This window comes from Mycolicibacterium sediminis (assembly GCF_010731735.1).
Taxonomy (GTDB): Bacteria; Actinomycetota; Actinomycetes; order Mycobacteriales; family Mycobacteriaceae; genus Mycobacterium; species Mycobacterium sediminis.
Genome location: NZ_AP022588.1, coordinates 512,812 through 528,508 on the forward strand (window position 1 = coordinate 512,812; position 15,697 = coordinate 528,508).

The 15,697-nt window shown below is 68.8% G+C and carries 13 protein-coding genes, 1 tRNA gene and 1 other RNA gene; 8 read left to right on the top strand and 7 right to left on the bottom strand.

The window, feature by feature from the left end; genetic code table 11:
* The first annotated feature begins 93 nt into the window (after positions 1-93).
* Positions 94-831, top strand: a complete 738-nt coding sequence (locus tag G6N64_RS02575) for an Rv3717 family N-acetylmuramoyl-L-alanine amidase (RefSeq protein ID WP_163801385.1) — start codon at positions 94-96, stop codon at positions 829-831.
* Here G6N64_RS02575 and G6N64_RS02580 read toward each other — a convergent pair.
* On the bottom strand, positions 828-1,268 hold the full coding sequence (locus tag G6N64_RS02580; RefSeq protein ID WP_163795471.1) for an SRPBCC family protein: 441 nt from the start codon (positions 1,266-1,268) through the stop codon (positions 828-830). The two genes, G6N64_RS02575 and G6N64_RS02580, sit on opposite strands and share 4 nt — an antisense overlap.
* A 90-nt stretch (positions 1,269-1,358) precedes the next feature.
* Here G6N64_RS02580 and G6N64_RS02585 point away from each other — a divergent pair, with 90 nt between their 5' ends.
* Together G6N64_RS02585 and G6N64_RS02590 are read left to right on the top strand one after the other, a co-directional pair.
* Positions 1,359-2,738 (top strand): FAD-binding oxidoreductase, encoded by a 1,380-nt coding sequence (locus G6N64_RS02585; RefSeq protein WP_163795472.1) that lies wholly within the window; start codon positions 1,359-1,361, stop codon positions 2,736-2,738.
* A 28-nt stretch (positions 2,739-2,766) separates the two neighbouring features.
* Positions 2,767-4,077 carry a class I SAM-dependent methyltransferase gene (locus G6N64_RS02590; protein ID WP_163795473.1) on the top strand — a complete coding sequence of 437 codons (1,311 nt, stop codon included), beginning with the start codon at positions 2,767-2,769 and terminating at the stop codon, positions 4,075-4,077.
* Here G6N64_RS02590 and G6N64_RS02595 read toward each other — a convergent pair.
* The 3 genes from G6N64_RS02595 to ffs all read right to left on the bottom strand — a co-directional run bounded on the left by G6N64_RS02595 (position 4,074) and on the right by ffs (position 7,556).
* Positions 4,074-6,095, bottom strand: coding sequence for a DNA polymerase III subunits gamma/tau (locus tag G6N64_RS02595; protein ID WP_163795474.1), 2,022 nt, complete (start codon positions 6,093-6,095; stop codon positions 4,074-4,076). The two genes, G6N64_RS02590 and G6N64_RS02595, sit on opposite strands and share 4 nt — an antisense overlap.
* 48 nt (positions 6,096-6,143) lie before the next feature.
* Positions 6,144-7,430: an aspartate aminotransferase type Ic gene (locus G6N64_RS02600; protein ID WP_163795475.1), complete on the bottom strand. Its 1,287-nt coding sequence runs from the start codon at positions 7,428-7,430 to the stop codon at positions 6,144-6,146.
* Positions 7,431-7,459: 29 nt separating this feature from the next.
* Positions 7,460-7,556: signal recognition particle sRNA small type (gene ffs, locus G6N64_RS02605), an RNA gene on the bottom strand.
* A 149-nt stretch (positions 7,557-7,705) separates the two neighbouring features.
* On the opposite strand from ffs, the gene G6N64_RS02610 reads away from it, so the two are divergent.
* From G6N64_RS02610 to G6N64_RS02630, 5 genes are all read left to right on the top strand, one after another.
* Positions 7,706-7,791, top strand: a tRNA-Ser gene (locus G6N64_RS02610).
* An 81-nt stretch (positions 7,792-7,872) separates the two neighbouring features.
* Entirely contained in the window at positions 7,873-8,703 is an 831-nt protein-coding gene (lucA, locus tag G6N64_RS02615; protein WP_163795476.1) for a lipid uptake coordinator LucA, read from the top strand.
* A 77-nt stretch (positions 8,704-8,780) separates the two neighbouring features.
* Positions 8,781-9,803, top strand: coding sequence for a S1C family serine protease (locus tag G6N64_RS02620; RefSeq protein WP_163795477.1), 1,023 nt, complete (start codon positions 8,781-8,783; stop codon positions 9,801-9,803).
* A gap of 51 nt (positions 9,804-9,854) precedes the next feature.
* Entirely contained in the window at positions 9,855-10,919 is a 1,065-nt protein-coding gene (locus G6N64_RS02625) for an NAD(P)H-dependent amine dehydrogenase family protein (protein WP_163795478.1), read from the top strand.
* Positions 10,920-11,047: 128 nt separating this feature from the next.
* Positions 11,048-11,320, top strand: coding sequence for a hypothetical protein (locus G6N64_RS02630; RefSeq protein WP_163795479.1), 273 nt, complete (start codon positions 11,048-11,050; stop codon positions 11,318-11,320).
* A gap of 292 nt (positions 11,321-11,612) precedes the next feature.
* Here G6N64_RS02630 and G6N64_RS30445 read toward each other — a convergent pair whose 3' ends face one another.
* The 3 genes from G6N64_RS30445 to G6N64_RS02645 all read right to left on the bottom strand — a co-directional run bounded on the left by G6N64_RS30445 (position 11,613) and on the right by G6N64_RS02645 (position 15,682).
* Entirely contained in the window at positions 11,613-13,022 is a 1,410-nt protein-coding gene (locus tag G6N64_RS30445) for a PGRS repeat-containing protein (protein ID WP_163795480.1), read from the bottom strand.
* A 564-nt stretch (positions 13,023-13,586) separates the two neighbouring features.
* Positions 13,587-14,630: a non-homologous end-joining DNA ligase gene (gene ligD, locus G6N64_RS02640; protein ID WP_163795481.1), complete on the bottom strand. Its 1,044-nt coding sequence runs from the start codon at positions 14,628-14,630 to the stop codon at positions 13,587-13,589.
* A complete protein-coding gene (locus G6N64_RS02645) occupies positions 14,630-15,682 on the bottom strand; it encodes an ATP-dependent DNA ligase (protein WP_163795482.1) in 1,053 nt (350 codons plus the stop codon). The genes ligD and G6N64_RS02645 overlap by 1 nt, the downstream gene beginning before the upstream one ends.
* Positions 15,683-15,697 lie beyond the last annotated feature (15 nt).

Sequence of the window (15,697 nt, forward strand, 5' to 3'; positions counted from 1 at the left end):
GCCCCAGCCTGCCTGCGTGTCGGAGCGACCGCGTCCACGCGCGGCAGACCCGTCGACCCCGAGCCGGGCAGAGCCGCCGGGCGGACCCGCGCGTTGACCGCCCTGGCGGCCAGCGTCCTCGCCGCCGCGTCGCTCGTCGCCACACCCGTCGCCACCGCGGCGCCCTCGAACATCGCCGGGATGATCGTCTTCCTCGATCCCGGCCACAACGGGTCCAACGATGCATCGATCAGCCGCCAGGTCCCCACCGGCCGCGGCGGCACGAAGGACTGCCAGGCCAGCGGCACGTCGGCCGGCGACGGCTACCCAGAGCACAGTTTCACGTGGGAGACGACGCTGCGCATCCGTCAGCAGCTGACGGCGCTGGGCGTGCGGACCGCGATGTCCCGAGGCGACGACACCGGGCTCGGTCCGTGCGTCGACGAACGCGCCGCGATGGCGAACGCCCTCAAGCCCGACGCGATCGTCTCGATCCACGCCGACGGCGGTCCTGCGACCGGCCGCGGCTTCCACGTCAACTACTCCGCCCCGCCGCTCAACGACGCGCAGGCCGGACCGTCGGTGCAGTTCGCCCGCGTCATGCGCGACCAGCTGCAGGCCTCCGGTCTCGTGCCCGCCACCTACATCGGCCAGGGCGGGCTGCTCCCGCGGTCGGACATCGCCGGGCTCAACCTCGCGCAGTATCCGTCGGTCCTGGTGGAGCTGGGCAACATGAAGAACCCCGCCGACACGGCGTTGATCGAGAGCCCCGACGGCCGGCAGAAGTACGCCGAAGCCGTCGTCCGCGGGATCGCCGGGTTCCTGGCGACACGCCCGCAGCGAACGATCTAGTTCTTCTCGAGTTCGGACTTGAGGTTCTCGAGCACCTCGGCCTGGATCTTGCGCAGCCCGAGCGGCGCGAAGGTCTTCTCGAAGAATCCGCCGATGCCACCTGCGCCCTGCCACGACGTCTTCACGGTCACGGTCGATCCGGTTCCCGCCGGCGCCACGGTGTAGTTGGTGACCATGGTCGAGTTGGCGTCCTTCTCGATGACGGCGTGACCTGCGACGTCGACGGTCGCCTTGACGTCGCGGCTGCGCGACTTCGTGGCCTGCAGCTTCCACGCGGCGACCGTCCCGGCGCCCTGTCCGCCCTCGAGGACCTGGTAGCCGCTGTAGTGCGAGGACAGGATCTTCGGCCGCACGGTCCGGTAGTCGGCGACCGCAGCGAACACGGCATCCGGCTGTGCGTTGATCAAGACGGTGCTGGACGCGCTGACCTGTCCCATCGGTGAAGACTCCTCGTCGATTCGGTGTCGGACCGGGTGTCCCGGCCTGGTGCGGTCGCATCGGGTGCCACCGGGGACTAGCGTATATCCGTGACTGTTGCATCGATCGACGCGCAGTCGGCCCACGCACGAGGCGTGGAGAGACTGCTCAAGAGCTACCGGGCCATCCCTCGCGACGCGACGGTCAGGCTGGCCAAGTCGACGTCGAATCTCTTCCGAGCCCGCGCCAAGGCGACCGTCAAGGGCCTCGACACGTCGGGGCTGACCGGGGTCATCTCGGTGGATCCCGGCGCCCGCACCGCGGACGTGGCCGGGATGTGCACCTACGAGGACCTGGTGGCCGCGACCCTGCCGTACGGCCTGTGCCCGCTGGTCGTGCCCCAGCTGAAGACCATCACCCTCGGCGGCGCGGTGACGGGACTCGGCATCGAGTCGGCGTCGTTCCGCAACGGACTGCCCCACGAGTCGGTCCTCGAGATGGACGTCCTCACGGGCACCGGCGAGATCGTGACGGCGTCGCGGGAGCAGAACTCCGATCTGTTCCGCGCGTTCCCGAATTCCTATGGAACGTTGGGGTACTCGGTGCGACTGAAGATCGAACTGGAGGAGGTCCGGCCGTTCGTCGCGCTGCGTCACCTCCGGTTCTCCTCGCTCGTCGAGATGGTGGCGACGATGGACGGCATCGTCGAGACGGGCGCCATCGACGGCACCCCCGTCGACTACCTGGACGGCGTCGTGTTCAGCGCCGACGAGAGCTACCTCACCCTCGGGTTCCGCACCGGCACAACGGGACCGGTCAGCGACTACACCGGCCAGGACGTCTACTACCGCTCGATCCAGCACGACTCCGGCGTCACGCACGACCGGCTCACCATCCACGACTACCTGTGGCGGTGGGACACCGACTGGTTCTGGTGCTCAAGGGCATTCGGCGCGCAGAACCCGACGATCCGCCGACTGTGGCCGCGGCGCTACCGACGCAGCGCGTTCTACTGGAAGCTCATCGGATACGACCAGCGGTTCGGCATCGCCGACCGCATCGAGAAGCGCAACGGCAGACCCATACGCGAGCGGGTCGTCCAGGACGTCGAGGTACCCATCGGCCGGACGGTCGAATTCCTCGACTGGTTCCTCGCGAACGTGCCGATCGAGCCGATCTGGTTGTGCCCGTTGCGGTTGCGTGACGACGCCGGATGGCCGCTCTACCCCATCCGCCCGCACCACACCTACGTCAACATCGGCTTCTGGTCCTCGGTCCCGGTCGGGCCCGACGAGGGGCACACCAACAAGCTGATCGAACGCGCGGTCAGCGACCTCGAGGGGCACAAGTCGCTTTACTCGGACGCCTACTACTCGAAAGAGGAGTTTGACGTGCTGTACGGCGGGGAGAGGTACAGGACCGTCAAGAAGGCCTACGATCCCGACTCGCGGCTCTTGGATCTGTACGCCAAGGCGGTGCAGCGACGATGAGCACGGACGCGATGACCAAAGGAACCGGATGACGACCTATAAGGATCGACTCGGGGCGGGGACCGGCAAGCTCACCCTCGCCGAGATCCTCGAGATCATGGCGGGCGACGACCTGCCGGTGAAGTTCACGGCCTATGACGGCAGCTCGGCAGGGCCGGACGGTGCGGCGATCAGCATCGACCTGCTGACACCGCGAGGCACCACCTACATCGCCACCGCTCCGGGTGAACTCGGCCTGGTCCGCGCCTACGTGTCCGGCGACGTCGAGATGCTGGGCGCCCATCCCGGAGATCCCTACGACCTGCTCGTCACGCTGGCCGACAAGCTGAACTTCAAGCGGCCCTCGCCCCGGGTGCTCGCCAACGTCGTGCGGTCCATCGGCTTCGAGCATTTGAAGCCGATCGCGCCGCCGCCGCAGGAGACCGTGCCACGCTGGCGTCGGATCGCGGAAGGGTTGCGGCACAGCAAGTCTCGCGACGCCGATGCCATCGAACACCACTACGACGTCTCGAACGCGTTCTACGAGATGGTCCTCGGTCCGTCGATGACGTACACGTGCGCGTGCTATTCGGACGCCGACACCTCACTAGAAGAGGCGCAGGAGAACAAGTACCGCCTGGTGTTCGAGAAGCTGCGCCTCCAGCCAGGTGACAGGTTGCTCGACGTCGGATGCGGCTGGGGCGGCATGGTCCGCTACGCCGCACGGCAGGGCGTCAACGTCATCGGCGTGACGCTGTCCAAGCAGCAGGCCGAATGGGCACAGAAGGCGATCGCCGAGCAGGGACTGTCCGCGCTGGCGGAGGTCCGGCACTGCGACTACCGCGACGTCCGCGAGAGCGGGTTCGACGCGGTGTCCTCCATCGGCCTGACCGAGCACATCGGGGTTGGCAACTACCCGTCGTACTTCACGTTCCTGAAGTCCCGGCTACGGACGGGCGGGCTGCTCCTCAACCACAGCATCACCCGCCCCGACAACCGCTCGGGGGCTGCCGCCAAGGGGTTCATCGACCGGTACGTGTTCCCGGACGGCGAGCTGACCGGCTCGGGCCGTCTCATCACCGAGGCACAGGACGCCGGACTCGAGGTGGTGCACGAGGAGAACCTGCGCCACCACTACGCGATGACGCTCCGCGACTGGTGCCGCAACCTGGTCGAGAACTGGGACGCCGCGGTCGCGGAGGTCGGACTGCCCACCGCGAAGGTCTGGGGCCTGTACATGGCCGGCTCCCGACTGGGCTTCGAGGTGAACGTCATTCAGTTGCACCAGATCCTGGCCGTCAAGGTCGATGAGAAGGGCGGCGACGGCGGTCTGCCGCTGCGGCCGTGGTGGACCGCCTAGCGGTTCTCGATGGGACGGGCGCCCAGCTCGTTCTGCAGTAGCTCGAGTGCGACCTCCTCGGGGTCGCGCCGGGGCGCCGGGTCCTCCCGCTGCGCCTCGGCGAGCATGCTCTCCTCGTCTTCGACGTCGGGTGGCGGCGCCATGGGAACGTCCCCTGCCCGCTGCGCCCGCGGATCCGGATTGCCGACGGGAGTGCCCGCCTCGCAACGGATGTTCCAGTTCACGCCGAGTGCGTCCTTGAGTGCGTCGCGGATGATCTCGACGTTGCGCTGCTCGTTGAGTCGCTTGGCCAGCGGACCCGAGACGTGGCTCAGCACCAGCGTGTCCTTCTCGACGGCGACGACGATCGCCCCGTCGAGCATGACGTCGGTGGGTCGCCTGCGTTCGCGCACCTTCTCCCGCACCGTGGTCCACAGACTGCGGACGGTGGCGGCGTCCGGCTGGCCTGCGGCGGGCACGTGCGCCGCTGCGGGTGCCACGGGCTCCGGCCGGGAAGGCGGGGCCGGGTCGACGCGCGGACGCTCGACGGGCGGAGTCGGCTCGGGGGCTCGCTCCACGGGGCGCACGGCCGGTTCGGGGGCTCGCTCCACGGGGGCGGGGCGTTCCACCGGCGCGGGCCGCTCGACGGGTTCGGGCCGCGGCGGCGGGGCCGCGACCGGTTCGGCGGGCGCCGGCGCGGCGGCGACCTGCGAGACGGGGACCGGGACGGGTGGCAGCGGCGGAATCGCGGCGGCGGGTGGTGGCGCGGCTGCGGGCGCGGATTCGGGTGCGGCGGGCTCGACCTGACTCCGGCGGGCGAACTGCTTGGAGGGCGCGGGTGCCGACGTGGCCCCGGACTGGGCGGCCTCGCCCGCGGGAATGGACACGTCGAGCCTCATCTCGAGGCGTTCGATGCGTTGCAGCAGAGCGGATTCCGTGTCGCTGGCGGAGGGGAGCAGCAGTCGCGCGCAGACCACCTCGAGGAGCAGTCTCGGCGCCGTCGCGCCTCGCATCTCGCCGAGCCCGGCGTGCACCACCTCGGCGTAGCGGGCCAGCGTCGCCGCGCCGAGCCGGTCGGCCTGGCTGCGCATGCGCTCGAGCGCGTCGGCGGGGGCGTCGACCACGCCGCGCGCCGCGGCATCCGGCACGGCCTGCAGGATGATCAGGTCACGGAAGCGGTCGAGGAGATCGGTGGCGAACCGTCGGGGATCGTGCCCGGCGTCGATCACCGCTTCGACGGCACCGAACAGCGCGGCGGCGTCGCCGGCGGCCAGCGCGTCGACGGCCTCGTCGATGAGCGCCATGTCGGTGGCACCGAGCAGCGAGAGTGCGCTCGCGTAGTCGACGCGATTGCCGCGGGCGCCGGCGAGGAGTTGGTCGAGCACCGACAGGGTGTCGCGTGGCGAGCCGCCGCCGGCCCTGATCACCAGGGGGTACACGGCGTCGTCGACGACCACGTCCTCCTGGGCGCAGATCTTCTCGACGAGGCCGCGCATGGTCTTCGGAGCCAGCAGCCGGAACGGGTAGTGATGCGTCCGGGACCGGATGGTCGTGAGGACCTTCTCCGGCTCGGTGGTCGCGAACACGAAGATGAGGTGGTCCGGCGGCTCCTCGACGATCTTCAGCAGGGCGTTGAAGGCCTGCGGCGTCACCATGTGCGCCTCGTCGATGATGAAGATGCGGTACCGCGACTCTGCGGGCGCGTAGAAGGCGCGATCGCGCAGTTCGCGGGCGTCGTCGACGCCGTTGTGGCTGGCGGCGTCCAATTCGGTGACGTCGAGGTTGCCCGGCCCGTTGGGTGCAAGGGCCACGCAGGACCCGCAGACTCCGCAGGGCGTGGGCGTCGGCCCCTTCTCGCAGTTCAGCGAGCGGGCCATGATGCGGGCGGACGACGTCTTGCCGCAGCCGCGAGGCCCGGAGAACAGGTAGGCGTGGTTGATGCGTCCCGCAGTCAGCGCGTTCGACAGTGGCTCGGTGACGTGTTCCTGCCCGACGACCTCGGCGAGCGACGAAGGTCGGTACTTGCGGTAGAGAGCCACGGGGGTCAGGTTACCGAGTCGCGCCGACGATGCCGCCCCGGCGACTGACTAGTCGCGTGCGAGCAACGACTCGGTGGCCGCCAGCAGCGCGCAGGTGGCCAGGCCGTCGATCGCCTCGCGCAGATCGGGTAGCGACGGGAAGGTCGGCGCGATGCGAATGTTCTTGTCCTCGGGGTCTTTCCGGTACGGGAACGATGCGCCCGCCTCGGTGAGGGCGATGCCCGCGTCCTTGGCCAGGGACACCGTCCGCTTGGCCGTGCCGGGAAGCACGTCGAGGCTGACGAAGTACCCGCCCTTGGGTTCCGTCCACGAGGCGATCTTCGACTCGCCCAACCTGTCCTCGAGCAGTTCGGCCACCAGGGCGAACTTCGGCGCCAGGAGTTGCTGATGCCGCTGCATCTGCAGTCGCACCCCGTCCGCGTCACCGAAGAAGCGGAGGTGACGGAGATGGTTGAGCTTGTCCGGGCCAATGGTCTTCTTCGCCGCATGCTGCAGATACCAGGCGATGTTGCCCAGCGACCCACCGAAGAAGCTGACGCCGGCACCGGCGAAGGTGATCTTCGAGGTGGACGCGAACACCAGTGGCCGGTGCGGATGCCCGGCGGCGTTGGCCAGGCCCAGGACGTCGACCTGACGGAGGAACTCGTGGGTGAGCGTGTGCACGGCGTACGCGTTGTCCCAGAACAGCCGGAAGTCCGTTGCGGCGGTCTCCATCTGGACCAGCCGACGGACGACCTCCCAGGAGTAGGTGGTCCCGGTGGGATTGGAGTACATCGGCACGCACCACATGCCCTTGATCGCGGGATCCTGCGCGACGAGTTCTTCGATGGAGTCGACGTCGGGGCCGTCCTCGTGCATCGTCACCGGGATCATCTCGATGCCGTAGCTCTCGGTGATGGCGAAGTGGCGGTCGTAGCCGGGCGACGGGCAGAGGAACTTGACGACGGGTTCGTCGCGCCACGGGCGAGGCGAGTCGACGCCGCCGTGCAGCAGCGAGAACACGATGATGTCGTGCATCATCTCGAGGCTCGCGTTGTTGCCTGCGATGAGGTTCGGCACGGGGATGCCCAGCAGCTCGCCGAAGATCGCACGCAGCTCGGGCAGGCCGTGCAGGCCGCCGTAGTTACGGGTGTCGGTCCCGTCGCCGTCGCGGTAGGCGTCCTTCCCGGAACCGGGCAGCGACAGCAGGTCGTTGGCGAGGTCGAGTTGCGCCGGAGAGGGCTTGCCGCGGGTCAGATCGAGGCTGAGCCGTTTGGCCTGCAGGTCATCGTAGTTGCGACGCTGCAGGTCGTGCTGTGCCTGCAGGTCGTCCCGGCCGAGGGACTCAAAGGACACGGCGCGCCTTTCGCGATCTAGCCCTGAAAAAATAGGGGACCCCGCGCACCCGCCAGAGCCCATTGACCCTTGCTGCCTTCCGGCCCTGGGGGAGTTCACAGGATGGACGCCGCGCGGGGTCCGAGTCGAGTGTAGTACGCGGGTTCCGGCGGGCAGGAGCGGAGCGACCCGGGGATATTCCGGCGGGCAGAAAAGGCGCGGGTCGGCGCGCAGGAGTGAGCGGTCGATCCTCCGGCCGGTATGGGGACGCAGCCGGGTCCGCTACCATTGCCCGCGGAGGATTCGCCTAGTGGCCTATGGCGCTCGCCTGGAACGCGGGTTGGGTTAATAGCCCTCAGGGGTTCAAATCCCCTATCCTCCGCAGTCGGGTCCGAGGTGCGACCGGTGAACGTCAGTCCGGTCGCCCCTCGGCCCCCGCACATCACCGAACTCGAGGAGGAGTATGCGGCGCTGGATCGCGATCCTGTGGCACGCATCGTTCCTGCTCATCGCTGGTGGTCTCTACTTCTTCTTCGTTCTGCCGCGGTGGTTCGAGCTGCTGGGCGACTGGTCCACTACGCTCGGCACCTCGATGCGGATCGTGTGCGGGCTCCTGGTCGCCCTGGCCGCGCTGCCCGTGGTGTTCACCTGGCTACGGACCCGCAAGCCCGAGTACGGCACCCCGCAGTTGGCGTTGAACCTTCGGACGGCGTCGATCGGGCTGCACGTGCTGGCCGGCGTCCTGATCGTGGGGACCGCGGTCAGTGAGATCTGGCTGAACCTCGACGACGTCGGCCAGTGGCTGTTCGGCATCTACGGCGCGGCCGCCGCGGTGGCCCTGCTGGGCGCGTTCGCCTTCTACCTCGCGTTCGCCGCCGAGCTTCCGCCGCCGCCGCCCAAGCCGCTGAAGTCGTCGACCCAGACCCGTCGTCGCGGACGCGGCAAGGCGACCGAGACCGAGACCGACGACGCCGACGAGTCGCAGGTCGATGCAGCGGATACGGTCGAGGTCATCGAGGCGGACGGGGTTGCGGTCGACGAGACCACCACCGAGACCGTGCACGCCAGCCAGACCGCCACCGCCGACGAGACCGAACCTGCGTCCGATGTGACTGCTGCTTCGGATGAGGTGACGACCGTCTCAGACGGTAACGCCGAGGAAACCGCCGACGACAAAGACTCCGAGGAGAATGACTCCGAGGAGAACGGGAAGCTGCGCAACCGTCGTCCGGCAGGAAAGTCCTCGTCACGGCTGTTTCGTCGCTCACGCGGCGGGGTAGCCCTCGACGACTGAACAGCTGGGCACGTTTCGCCGTCAGCTGGCCGTCTCCAAGACACGAGGGACGGATTCCACTGAGGTGAAGGCGGCGCATGGCTAGGTTCCTTTACCGATCGCGGATCGTCCTCGCGGCTGCGATGGCATCGACGATCTCGATCGCCGTGCCCGCGCCGGCGCAGGCCGAACCGGCAGACCTCACGTCTGCGATCGCCTCCGTCGAGCCGGCGGTCGTCCGGATCGACACCACGATCAACTACCAGCAGGCCATCGGCAGTGGCACGGGAGTCGTCATCGACCCGAACGGTGCCGTGCTGACCAACTTCCACGTTGTCGGCGGCGCCGACACCGTGACGGCCATGGTCGCCGGTAGGCCCTACCCGGCCGACCTGATCGGTTACAGCCGCTCCAAGGACATCGCCGTACTGCAGTTGCGCGGTGCGGGCGGACTCCCGGCTGCCCCCATCGGCGATTCGTCGGCGCTCGCCACCGGCGAACCGGTCGTCGCGCTCGGCAACGCGCGCGGCAGTGGCAGCCCGCTCACCAACGAGGCGGGCACGGTCACCGGTTTCGGCCGGACCATCAGCGCCAAGGACGAACTCACCGGCAGCTTCGAGCAGATGACGGGACTCATCGAGTTCGCGGCACCCGTGCGACCGGGAGACTCCGGCGGCCCGCTGGTCAACTCCGCCGGACAGGTGGTCGGCGTGACGACGGCCGCCACGGTCAACTTCCGCATGGGGCCCGGCGGCGCCGGCTTCGCGATCCCCATCAAGGACGCTCTGGGAATCGCGGCGCAGATCCGGGCCGGCGCACGGTCGGACGGGATTCACATCGGTCCGCCGACGCTCCTCGGCGTCGGCGTCAGCACCGCCGATCAGGAGGAGAGCGTGCCCGGCGTCATCATCCGCGAGGTCATCCGCGGTGGACCGGCGGAGGCCGCTGGACTGCTCGACGGGGACGTGCTGGTGAGCATCGATGGCGAGCAGGTCGGTTCGGCCACCAAGCTGACCGATGTGCTCGACCGGCACTACGCCGGCGACGTGGTCGACCTCGTCTGGGTCGACCGGGCCGGCCGCCAGCTCAACGGCAAGGCGACGCTGGTCTCGGGTCCGTAGATCTTTCCGATTCCGGGACGACCACCCGTGCCGCATCCTTATGCTGAGCGAGTGCCAAACACCTCACCTCTACGGGTCGTCCAGTGGACGACGGGCAACGTCGGCAAGAGTTCGGTCGCTGCCATCGCCAACAATGCCGGCCTCGAACTGGTCGGCGTCTACGCCTGGTCGCCCGAGAAGGTCGGCCGGGATGCGGGCGAACTGGCGGGCATCGGTCCCCTCGGCGTCGCCGCCACGAACGACGTCGACGCACTCCTCGCGCTCAAGCCCGACTGCGTCGTCTACAACCCCATGTGGATCGACGTCGACGAACTCGTCACGATCCTGTCCGCCGGCGTGAACGTCGTCGCGACCGCGTCGTTCATCACCGGTCACAACCAGGGCTCCGGGCGTGACCGCATCGCCGAGGCCTGCGCACGCGGCGGATCCACCATGTTCGGGTCGGGCATCAGCCCCGGCTACATCAACTTGCTGGCAATCCTGGCGGCGAGCATCTGCGACCGCGTCGACCGGGTCACGATCAACGAAGCCGCGGACACAACGTTCTACGACTCTCCCGCCACCGAGAAGCCCGTCGGATTCGGCCAGCCGATCGACAGTCCGGATCTGCAGGCGATGGCCGCACAGGGCACCGGGGTCTTCGGAGAGGCGGTCCGGTTGATCGGCGACGCGCTCGGCGTCGAACTCGACGAGGTCCGCTGTGACAGCGAGTTCGCGCAGACCACCGAGGACCTCGATCTCGGTTCGTGGACGATCCCAGCAGGCTGCGTGGCCGGCGTCCACGCCAGCTGGAAGGGCATCGTTGCAGGCAAGACGATCGTCGAGTGCAACCTGAAGTGGCGCAAGGGCCAGACGCTGGAGCCCGACTGGAAGATCGAGCAGGACGGGTGGGTGCTCCAGGTCGACGGCAGGCCGACGGTGAAGAACGTCATCAGCTTCCTGCCCCCGCCGGACTTCGAGGCGACCACCCTCGAGGAGTTCATGGTGCTCGGCCACATCATGACCGCCATGCCCGCCATCAACGCGATCTCCGCCGTCGTCGCGGCACCGCCAGGCATCGCCACCTACGCCGATCTGCCTCTCACACTTCCGCGGGGCGTGGTCGCCGTCGGCTAACACCCTCCGGGTAGCGAGCGCCTCGACGACCGACCCGGCCCTCCGCCCGGGCTTCGCCAAATGACGTTTGCTTGCGGCAAACCGCGCTACATTGACGTCAACGACAATGAGCGATGAGGGGTATCGGCGTGATCGCGACGTGGGCGGTGGCCTATCTGGGAGTGTGGCTGATCACTGCCATCGCTGCCTTCGTAGCCGCACGTCATCTGGGTGATCACCAACTTCCCTGGGCTCAGACACTGGTGCTCAGCTTCCTGGCGGGAGCCGTCTGGCCTCTCCTCGTCATCGGCGCCCTGGAACTCACCTCGGTGGCTGCGCTCTCCAAGGCGATGTCGCGGCACGCGACGCGGGATCACGCGGACGAGGCGCACGCCTCGACCGACGTCCTGACCCTCGGCTGACCGCCCGCCCGGGCGGCGTGAACCAGCGTCGCCGCAGCTTCTCGCACCCGCTGCCTGTGCTGCCGGCCCGCTCGGCGTCTAGCAGTAGCTCCCTACGGTTGGCCATGCGCGAACGGCCATTCGTGGGTTCATGGCCCCACCATGTCGATGACCCGCCACCGCAGCGCCCCGCGCCGCAGCGGTGGTGGGTACGTCACGTACCCACCACCAACAGCCATTCGCGCCATTGAGGCGACGATGGCGGTAGCTCACGCCCAGCTAGACGCGGCGCTGCGGCTCGGGACGAGAGGCTTCAGAACCCCGTTCGACTAGGGCGTCGGGCCACCGGCGCCGCCTGCGCCTCCCGTACCGCCACTGCCGCCTGTGAGACCGCCGGTCGCGGGTGCACTACCGGGACTTCCGGCGGTGCCCGGGCTGCCGGCCTTGCTCGTTGACACACCCAATGCAGACGCACCGCCGCCGCCGCCGGTGCCGCCCTTGCCGCCGCTGCCCGGTGTGCCGTTGCTGCCGGTCGCGCCGTTGGCGCCGGTGCTACCGAAAAGTGCGGTTCCGCCGGTGCCCGCGGCACCACCCTTGCCGGCATTGCCGCCGGCACCTCCGGTACCGCCCGCACCGCCCTGAGCGCCGGGCGCATACGCCGGCACCGGGTTCTGAGGGGCGGCGCCACCGCCTCCACCCGCGCCGCCGACGCCGCCTTGGGCGCCGTCGCCACCGCCCCGCCGATGCCGCCCGCACCGCCAGCTCCGCCTGCTCCGAAGGGGCCGCCGCTGCCGCCCGCACCGCCAGCACCGCCGTCGGTGCCGCTCTCACCGTTCGCGCCGGTCCCGCCCGTACCGCCCACACCGGCGCTGCCTGGCAAGCCAGTCCGCCCGTACGCGTAGCCGCCGTCGCCGCCGGGGCCGCCAGCGCCACCGGCGTCACCGCCGACACCACCGGGACCGCCATTCCCGCCCTGCGCCAGGCCGGGTATGAGGGTCGGGCTACTGGTGGCGGCCACTCCTCCTTCGCCGCCGGCGCCCCCCGCGCCGCCGCCGTCACCCTTGCCGCCGGCACCGCCGTTACCGCCTGTCGCGGACAATGCCGGTGGAACAGGATCGTTCAGACCTACCGAAGCGTAGGCATCTTCGCCATCCCCACCGTTGGCTCCGGAGTCGTCGGTTCCGGGCTTGGCATCCCGACCGTTACCGCCGTTGGCGCCTACCACCACTCCGTCGCCATCGATGGTTCCGCCGTTGGGCTGCCCGGGCAGTGGCTGCGAGTACGGAGTCCGGTTGACGCCGTCCCTGCCGGTGTAGCCGTTACCGCCCGCGCCGCCGTTGCCGCCGGTGCCGAAGAACGTGAACAAGCCCGTGCTGCCACCCTGGCCGCCGACGCCGCCAGCGATCCCGAGTGCGCCGTTCGCACCATTGCCGCCGTTGCCCCCATTGCCGAAGAACGCAAGGAAGCCGGTGCTCCCACCGTTGCCGCCGGCTTGTCCCGCCGCGCTGGAGGTGTAGCCCTTGCCGCCGTTGCCCCCAAAGAATCCGCCGTTTTGACCGTTCGGATTGGCTGCAGTGCCATCGGCGCCGTTGCACACCAGCCCGCACGATCCAGCTGACCCAGCCTGCTGAGCCGTGCCGAAGAAGTTCGAGAAGAGATCGTTGATGGGATCGGCCTGCGCCGGAGCGGCAGCTAGAACCGTGAGTGCAACCGGTGTTGCCAACACCAGGCCGGCCCCGCCGACCATCGCCGCGAGGGCCGCGACTGGACTGGCTCGCCTCGCGGACGAGGGGTGACCGGTTCGGGATTGGACGGAGACGCTGCGCTTATGCATGTGAGTTAACCGATCACCTGGAATTGACATTTGCGTCAGCAACGTATCACCAGCTCGCACAGAATGGCGCAGTCCGGGGAACTACTGGATGCAGTTACTTTCGAAATCAACTACTTTCGTTCTTGCCGTTGAGCCGTCAGACGGGCCATTCAGGCCATAGTCCGCTGAAACCGCTCGTCGTTAGGGCTGCCTAACTCGATGCGCTCACGTGAGATCAGTCGCGATTCAACTCGCTTTTCGTGGTCGTCGGGTCCCGAGCGAACCGGACCGGCGATTCATCATGTCGCGCATACGTCGACGTCTGCAGTTCCGGCAAATCGATATGGCGTCCTCCGTACGCTGACGCCCGCCGCTTCACCCACGCCGAGCGCACGCTGCCGAGCATCCGCGCCGCCGGATCGATGCGAGGACTGCGCACCCGACGTCGGGAAAGTCCCCACCGAGAGGCACGGCTCAGCGCTTCTCCCCCGCCTCGTCCCAGTTCGCTGCAACCTTCTTGCTCGGCTGCACGCGCGGCGGCTCGCCCGGCATCTTCGGGTAACTGGGCGGGTACGGCAGGTCGGCGAGCCCACGCTCCTCGTCGGCACGAACCATCTCCAGCAACGGTGACAGCGAGTGCGCGTGGGAGTCGATCTCGGCCCACGGGTCGTCGCGTCCCGCGAGGAAGTCGGGGACGGTGACGATCGTGTAGTCGTCGGGGTCGGCGGTGGCCAGTTCTGACCACGACAGCGGCGTCGACACGGTGGCGATCTCGGTGCGGCGCGGCGAGTACGCCGACGCGAACGTCCGGTCGCGGGCGTTCTGGTTGTAGTCCACGAACAACCGCTCTCCCCGCTCCTCCTTCCACCACGACGTCGTGACGGCATCGGGTGCACGACGTTCGACCTCGCGAGCCAGCGCGATGCCTGCCCGACGCACCTCGACGAAGTCCCACTCGGGGGCGATCCGGATGAAGACGTGCACGCCGCGTCCACCCGAGGTCTTCGGATATCCCGCGATGCCGAGTTCGTCGAGCAGCGGCTTGAGCACGTCCACGGCGATCTCGCGCGCCTGCGCAAAGCCCGTGCCCGGCTGCGGGTCCAGGTCGATGCGCAGTTCGTCGGGATGTTCGGTGTCGGGGCAGCGCACTTGCCACGGGTGCAGGGTGACGGTGCCCATCTGCGCGGCCCATGCGATGGCCGACGGATGGGTGACCTTGAGCGCGTCGGCGGTGCGGCCCGACGGGAACGTGACCGTGCACGTCTCGAGGTAGTCGGGATGCTTGACCGGGACCCGCTTCTGGTAGACCTCCTCGCCGTCGATGCCGTCCGGAAAGCGTTGCAGGTGAACGGGTCTGTCACGGAGCAGCCGCACCATGGGTTCCGCGACCGCCAGGTAGTAGTCGACGAGCTTGCCCTTGGTGCCCGCGGCACCCAACTTCGGGAAGTACGGCTTGTCCGGGTTGGTCAGTCGCACCATGACCCCGTCGACGTCGATCTCTGTTGCGGGAGTGGGCATCACTGGCCTTCCAGGACGTCGGAGAGGTCGTACTTCAGGGGGACGTCGAGCTGGTCGAACGCGCAGCTCGACGCCTCACGGTCGGGGCGCCACCTGACGAACTTCACGGCGTGGCGGAACCGCTGGTCGTTACCCCGCCCCTCCATCTGGTCGTAGGCCACCTCGCACACCCGTTCCGGCCGCACGGGGATCCACCGCTTGTCGGCCGCGGAGTTCCAGCGCGACGGTTCGCCGTCGTTGACCCGATCACCCTCGCGCAGGGGCTCCAGCTCGGCCAGCAGCTTGATCCGGTCCTTCGCCGTGAAAGACGCTGCGCCGCCGACCATCTGCAACTCGCCGTCGTCGCGGTACAGACCGAGCAGGACCGATCCCAGTCCCTCGCCGCTCTTGTGGATCCGGTAGCCCATCACCACGCAGTCGGCGTCGCGGGCGTGCTTCACCTTGACCATGTCACGCTTGCCGGGCAGGTACTTCCCGTCAAGGCGCTTGGCGATGACGCCGTCGAGTCCAGCGCCCTCGAAGGTGGTGAGCCACAGCGTGCCCTGCTCGGCGTCCTCGGTGGTTCGGGTCACGTGGCAGAACGCCTTCGGGTGCACCACGTCCGACAGCGCCTCCCGCCGCGCGCGAAACGGCTCGGCGAGCAGCGCGCGATCCCCTTCGGCGAGGACGTCGAAGCCGATGAAGTGCGCCGGCGTCTCCTCCGACAGCTTGCGCACGCGTGACTCCGCGGGATGGATGCGCTGGCTCAGCGACTCCCAGTCCAGCCGGGTGCGTCCATCGACCTCACGCGGAACGACGACCTCACCGTCGACCACGCAGCGCGGGGCGAGTTCGTCGCGCAGGGACACCAGCAACTCGGGAAAGTAGCGGCCGAGGTCCTTCCCGCTGCGGGACTGGACCATGACCTCGTCGCCGTCGCGGAAAACCACCGCGCGGAAGCCGTCCCACTTCGGTTCGTAGGACCAGGTGCCGGGTTCGGCGGGCACCGTGGCCACGGCCTTGGCGAGCATGGGCTCGACGGGAGGCTGTACGGGAAGGTCCACGGCGTCCATCCTGGTTCATCGTTC

What these genes read in the sequence shown, in the direction of transcription:
- G6N64_RS02580 (WP_163795471.1), bottom strand. Translation starts at nt 1,268, where the DNA reads ATGGGACAGGTCAGCGCGTCCAGCACCGTCTTGATCAACGCACAGCCG.
- G6N64_RS02590 (WP_163795473.1), top strand. Translation starts at nt 2,767, where the DNA reads ATGACGACCTATAAGGATCGACTCGGGGCGGGGACCGGCAAGCTCACC.
- lucA (WP_163795476.1), top strand. Translation starts at nt 7,873, where the DNA reads ATGCGGCGCTGGATCGCGATCCTGTGGCACGCATCGTTCCTGCTCATC.
- G6N64_RS02620 (WP_163795477.1), top strand. Translation starts at nt 8,781, where the DNA reads ATGGCTAGGTTCCTTTACCGATCGCGGATCGTCCTCGCGGCTGCGATG.
- ligD (WP_163795481.1), bottom strand. Translation starts at nt 14,630, where the DNA reads ATGCCCACTCCCGCAACAGAGATCGACGTCGACGGGGTCATGGTGCGA.
- G6N64_RS02645 (WP_163795482.1), bottom strand. Translation starts at nt 15,682, where the DNA reads ATGGACGCCGTGGACCTTCCCGTACAGCCTCCCGTCGAGCCCATGCTC.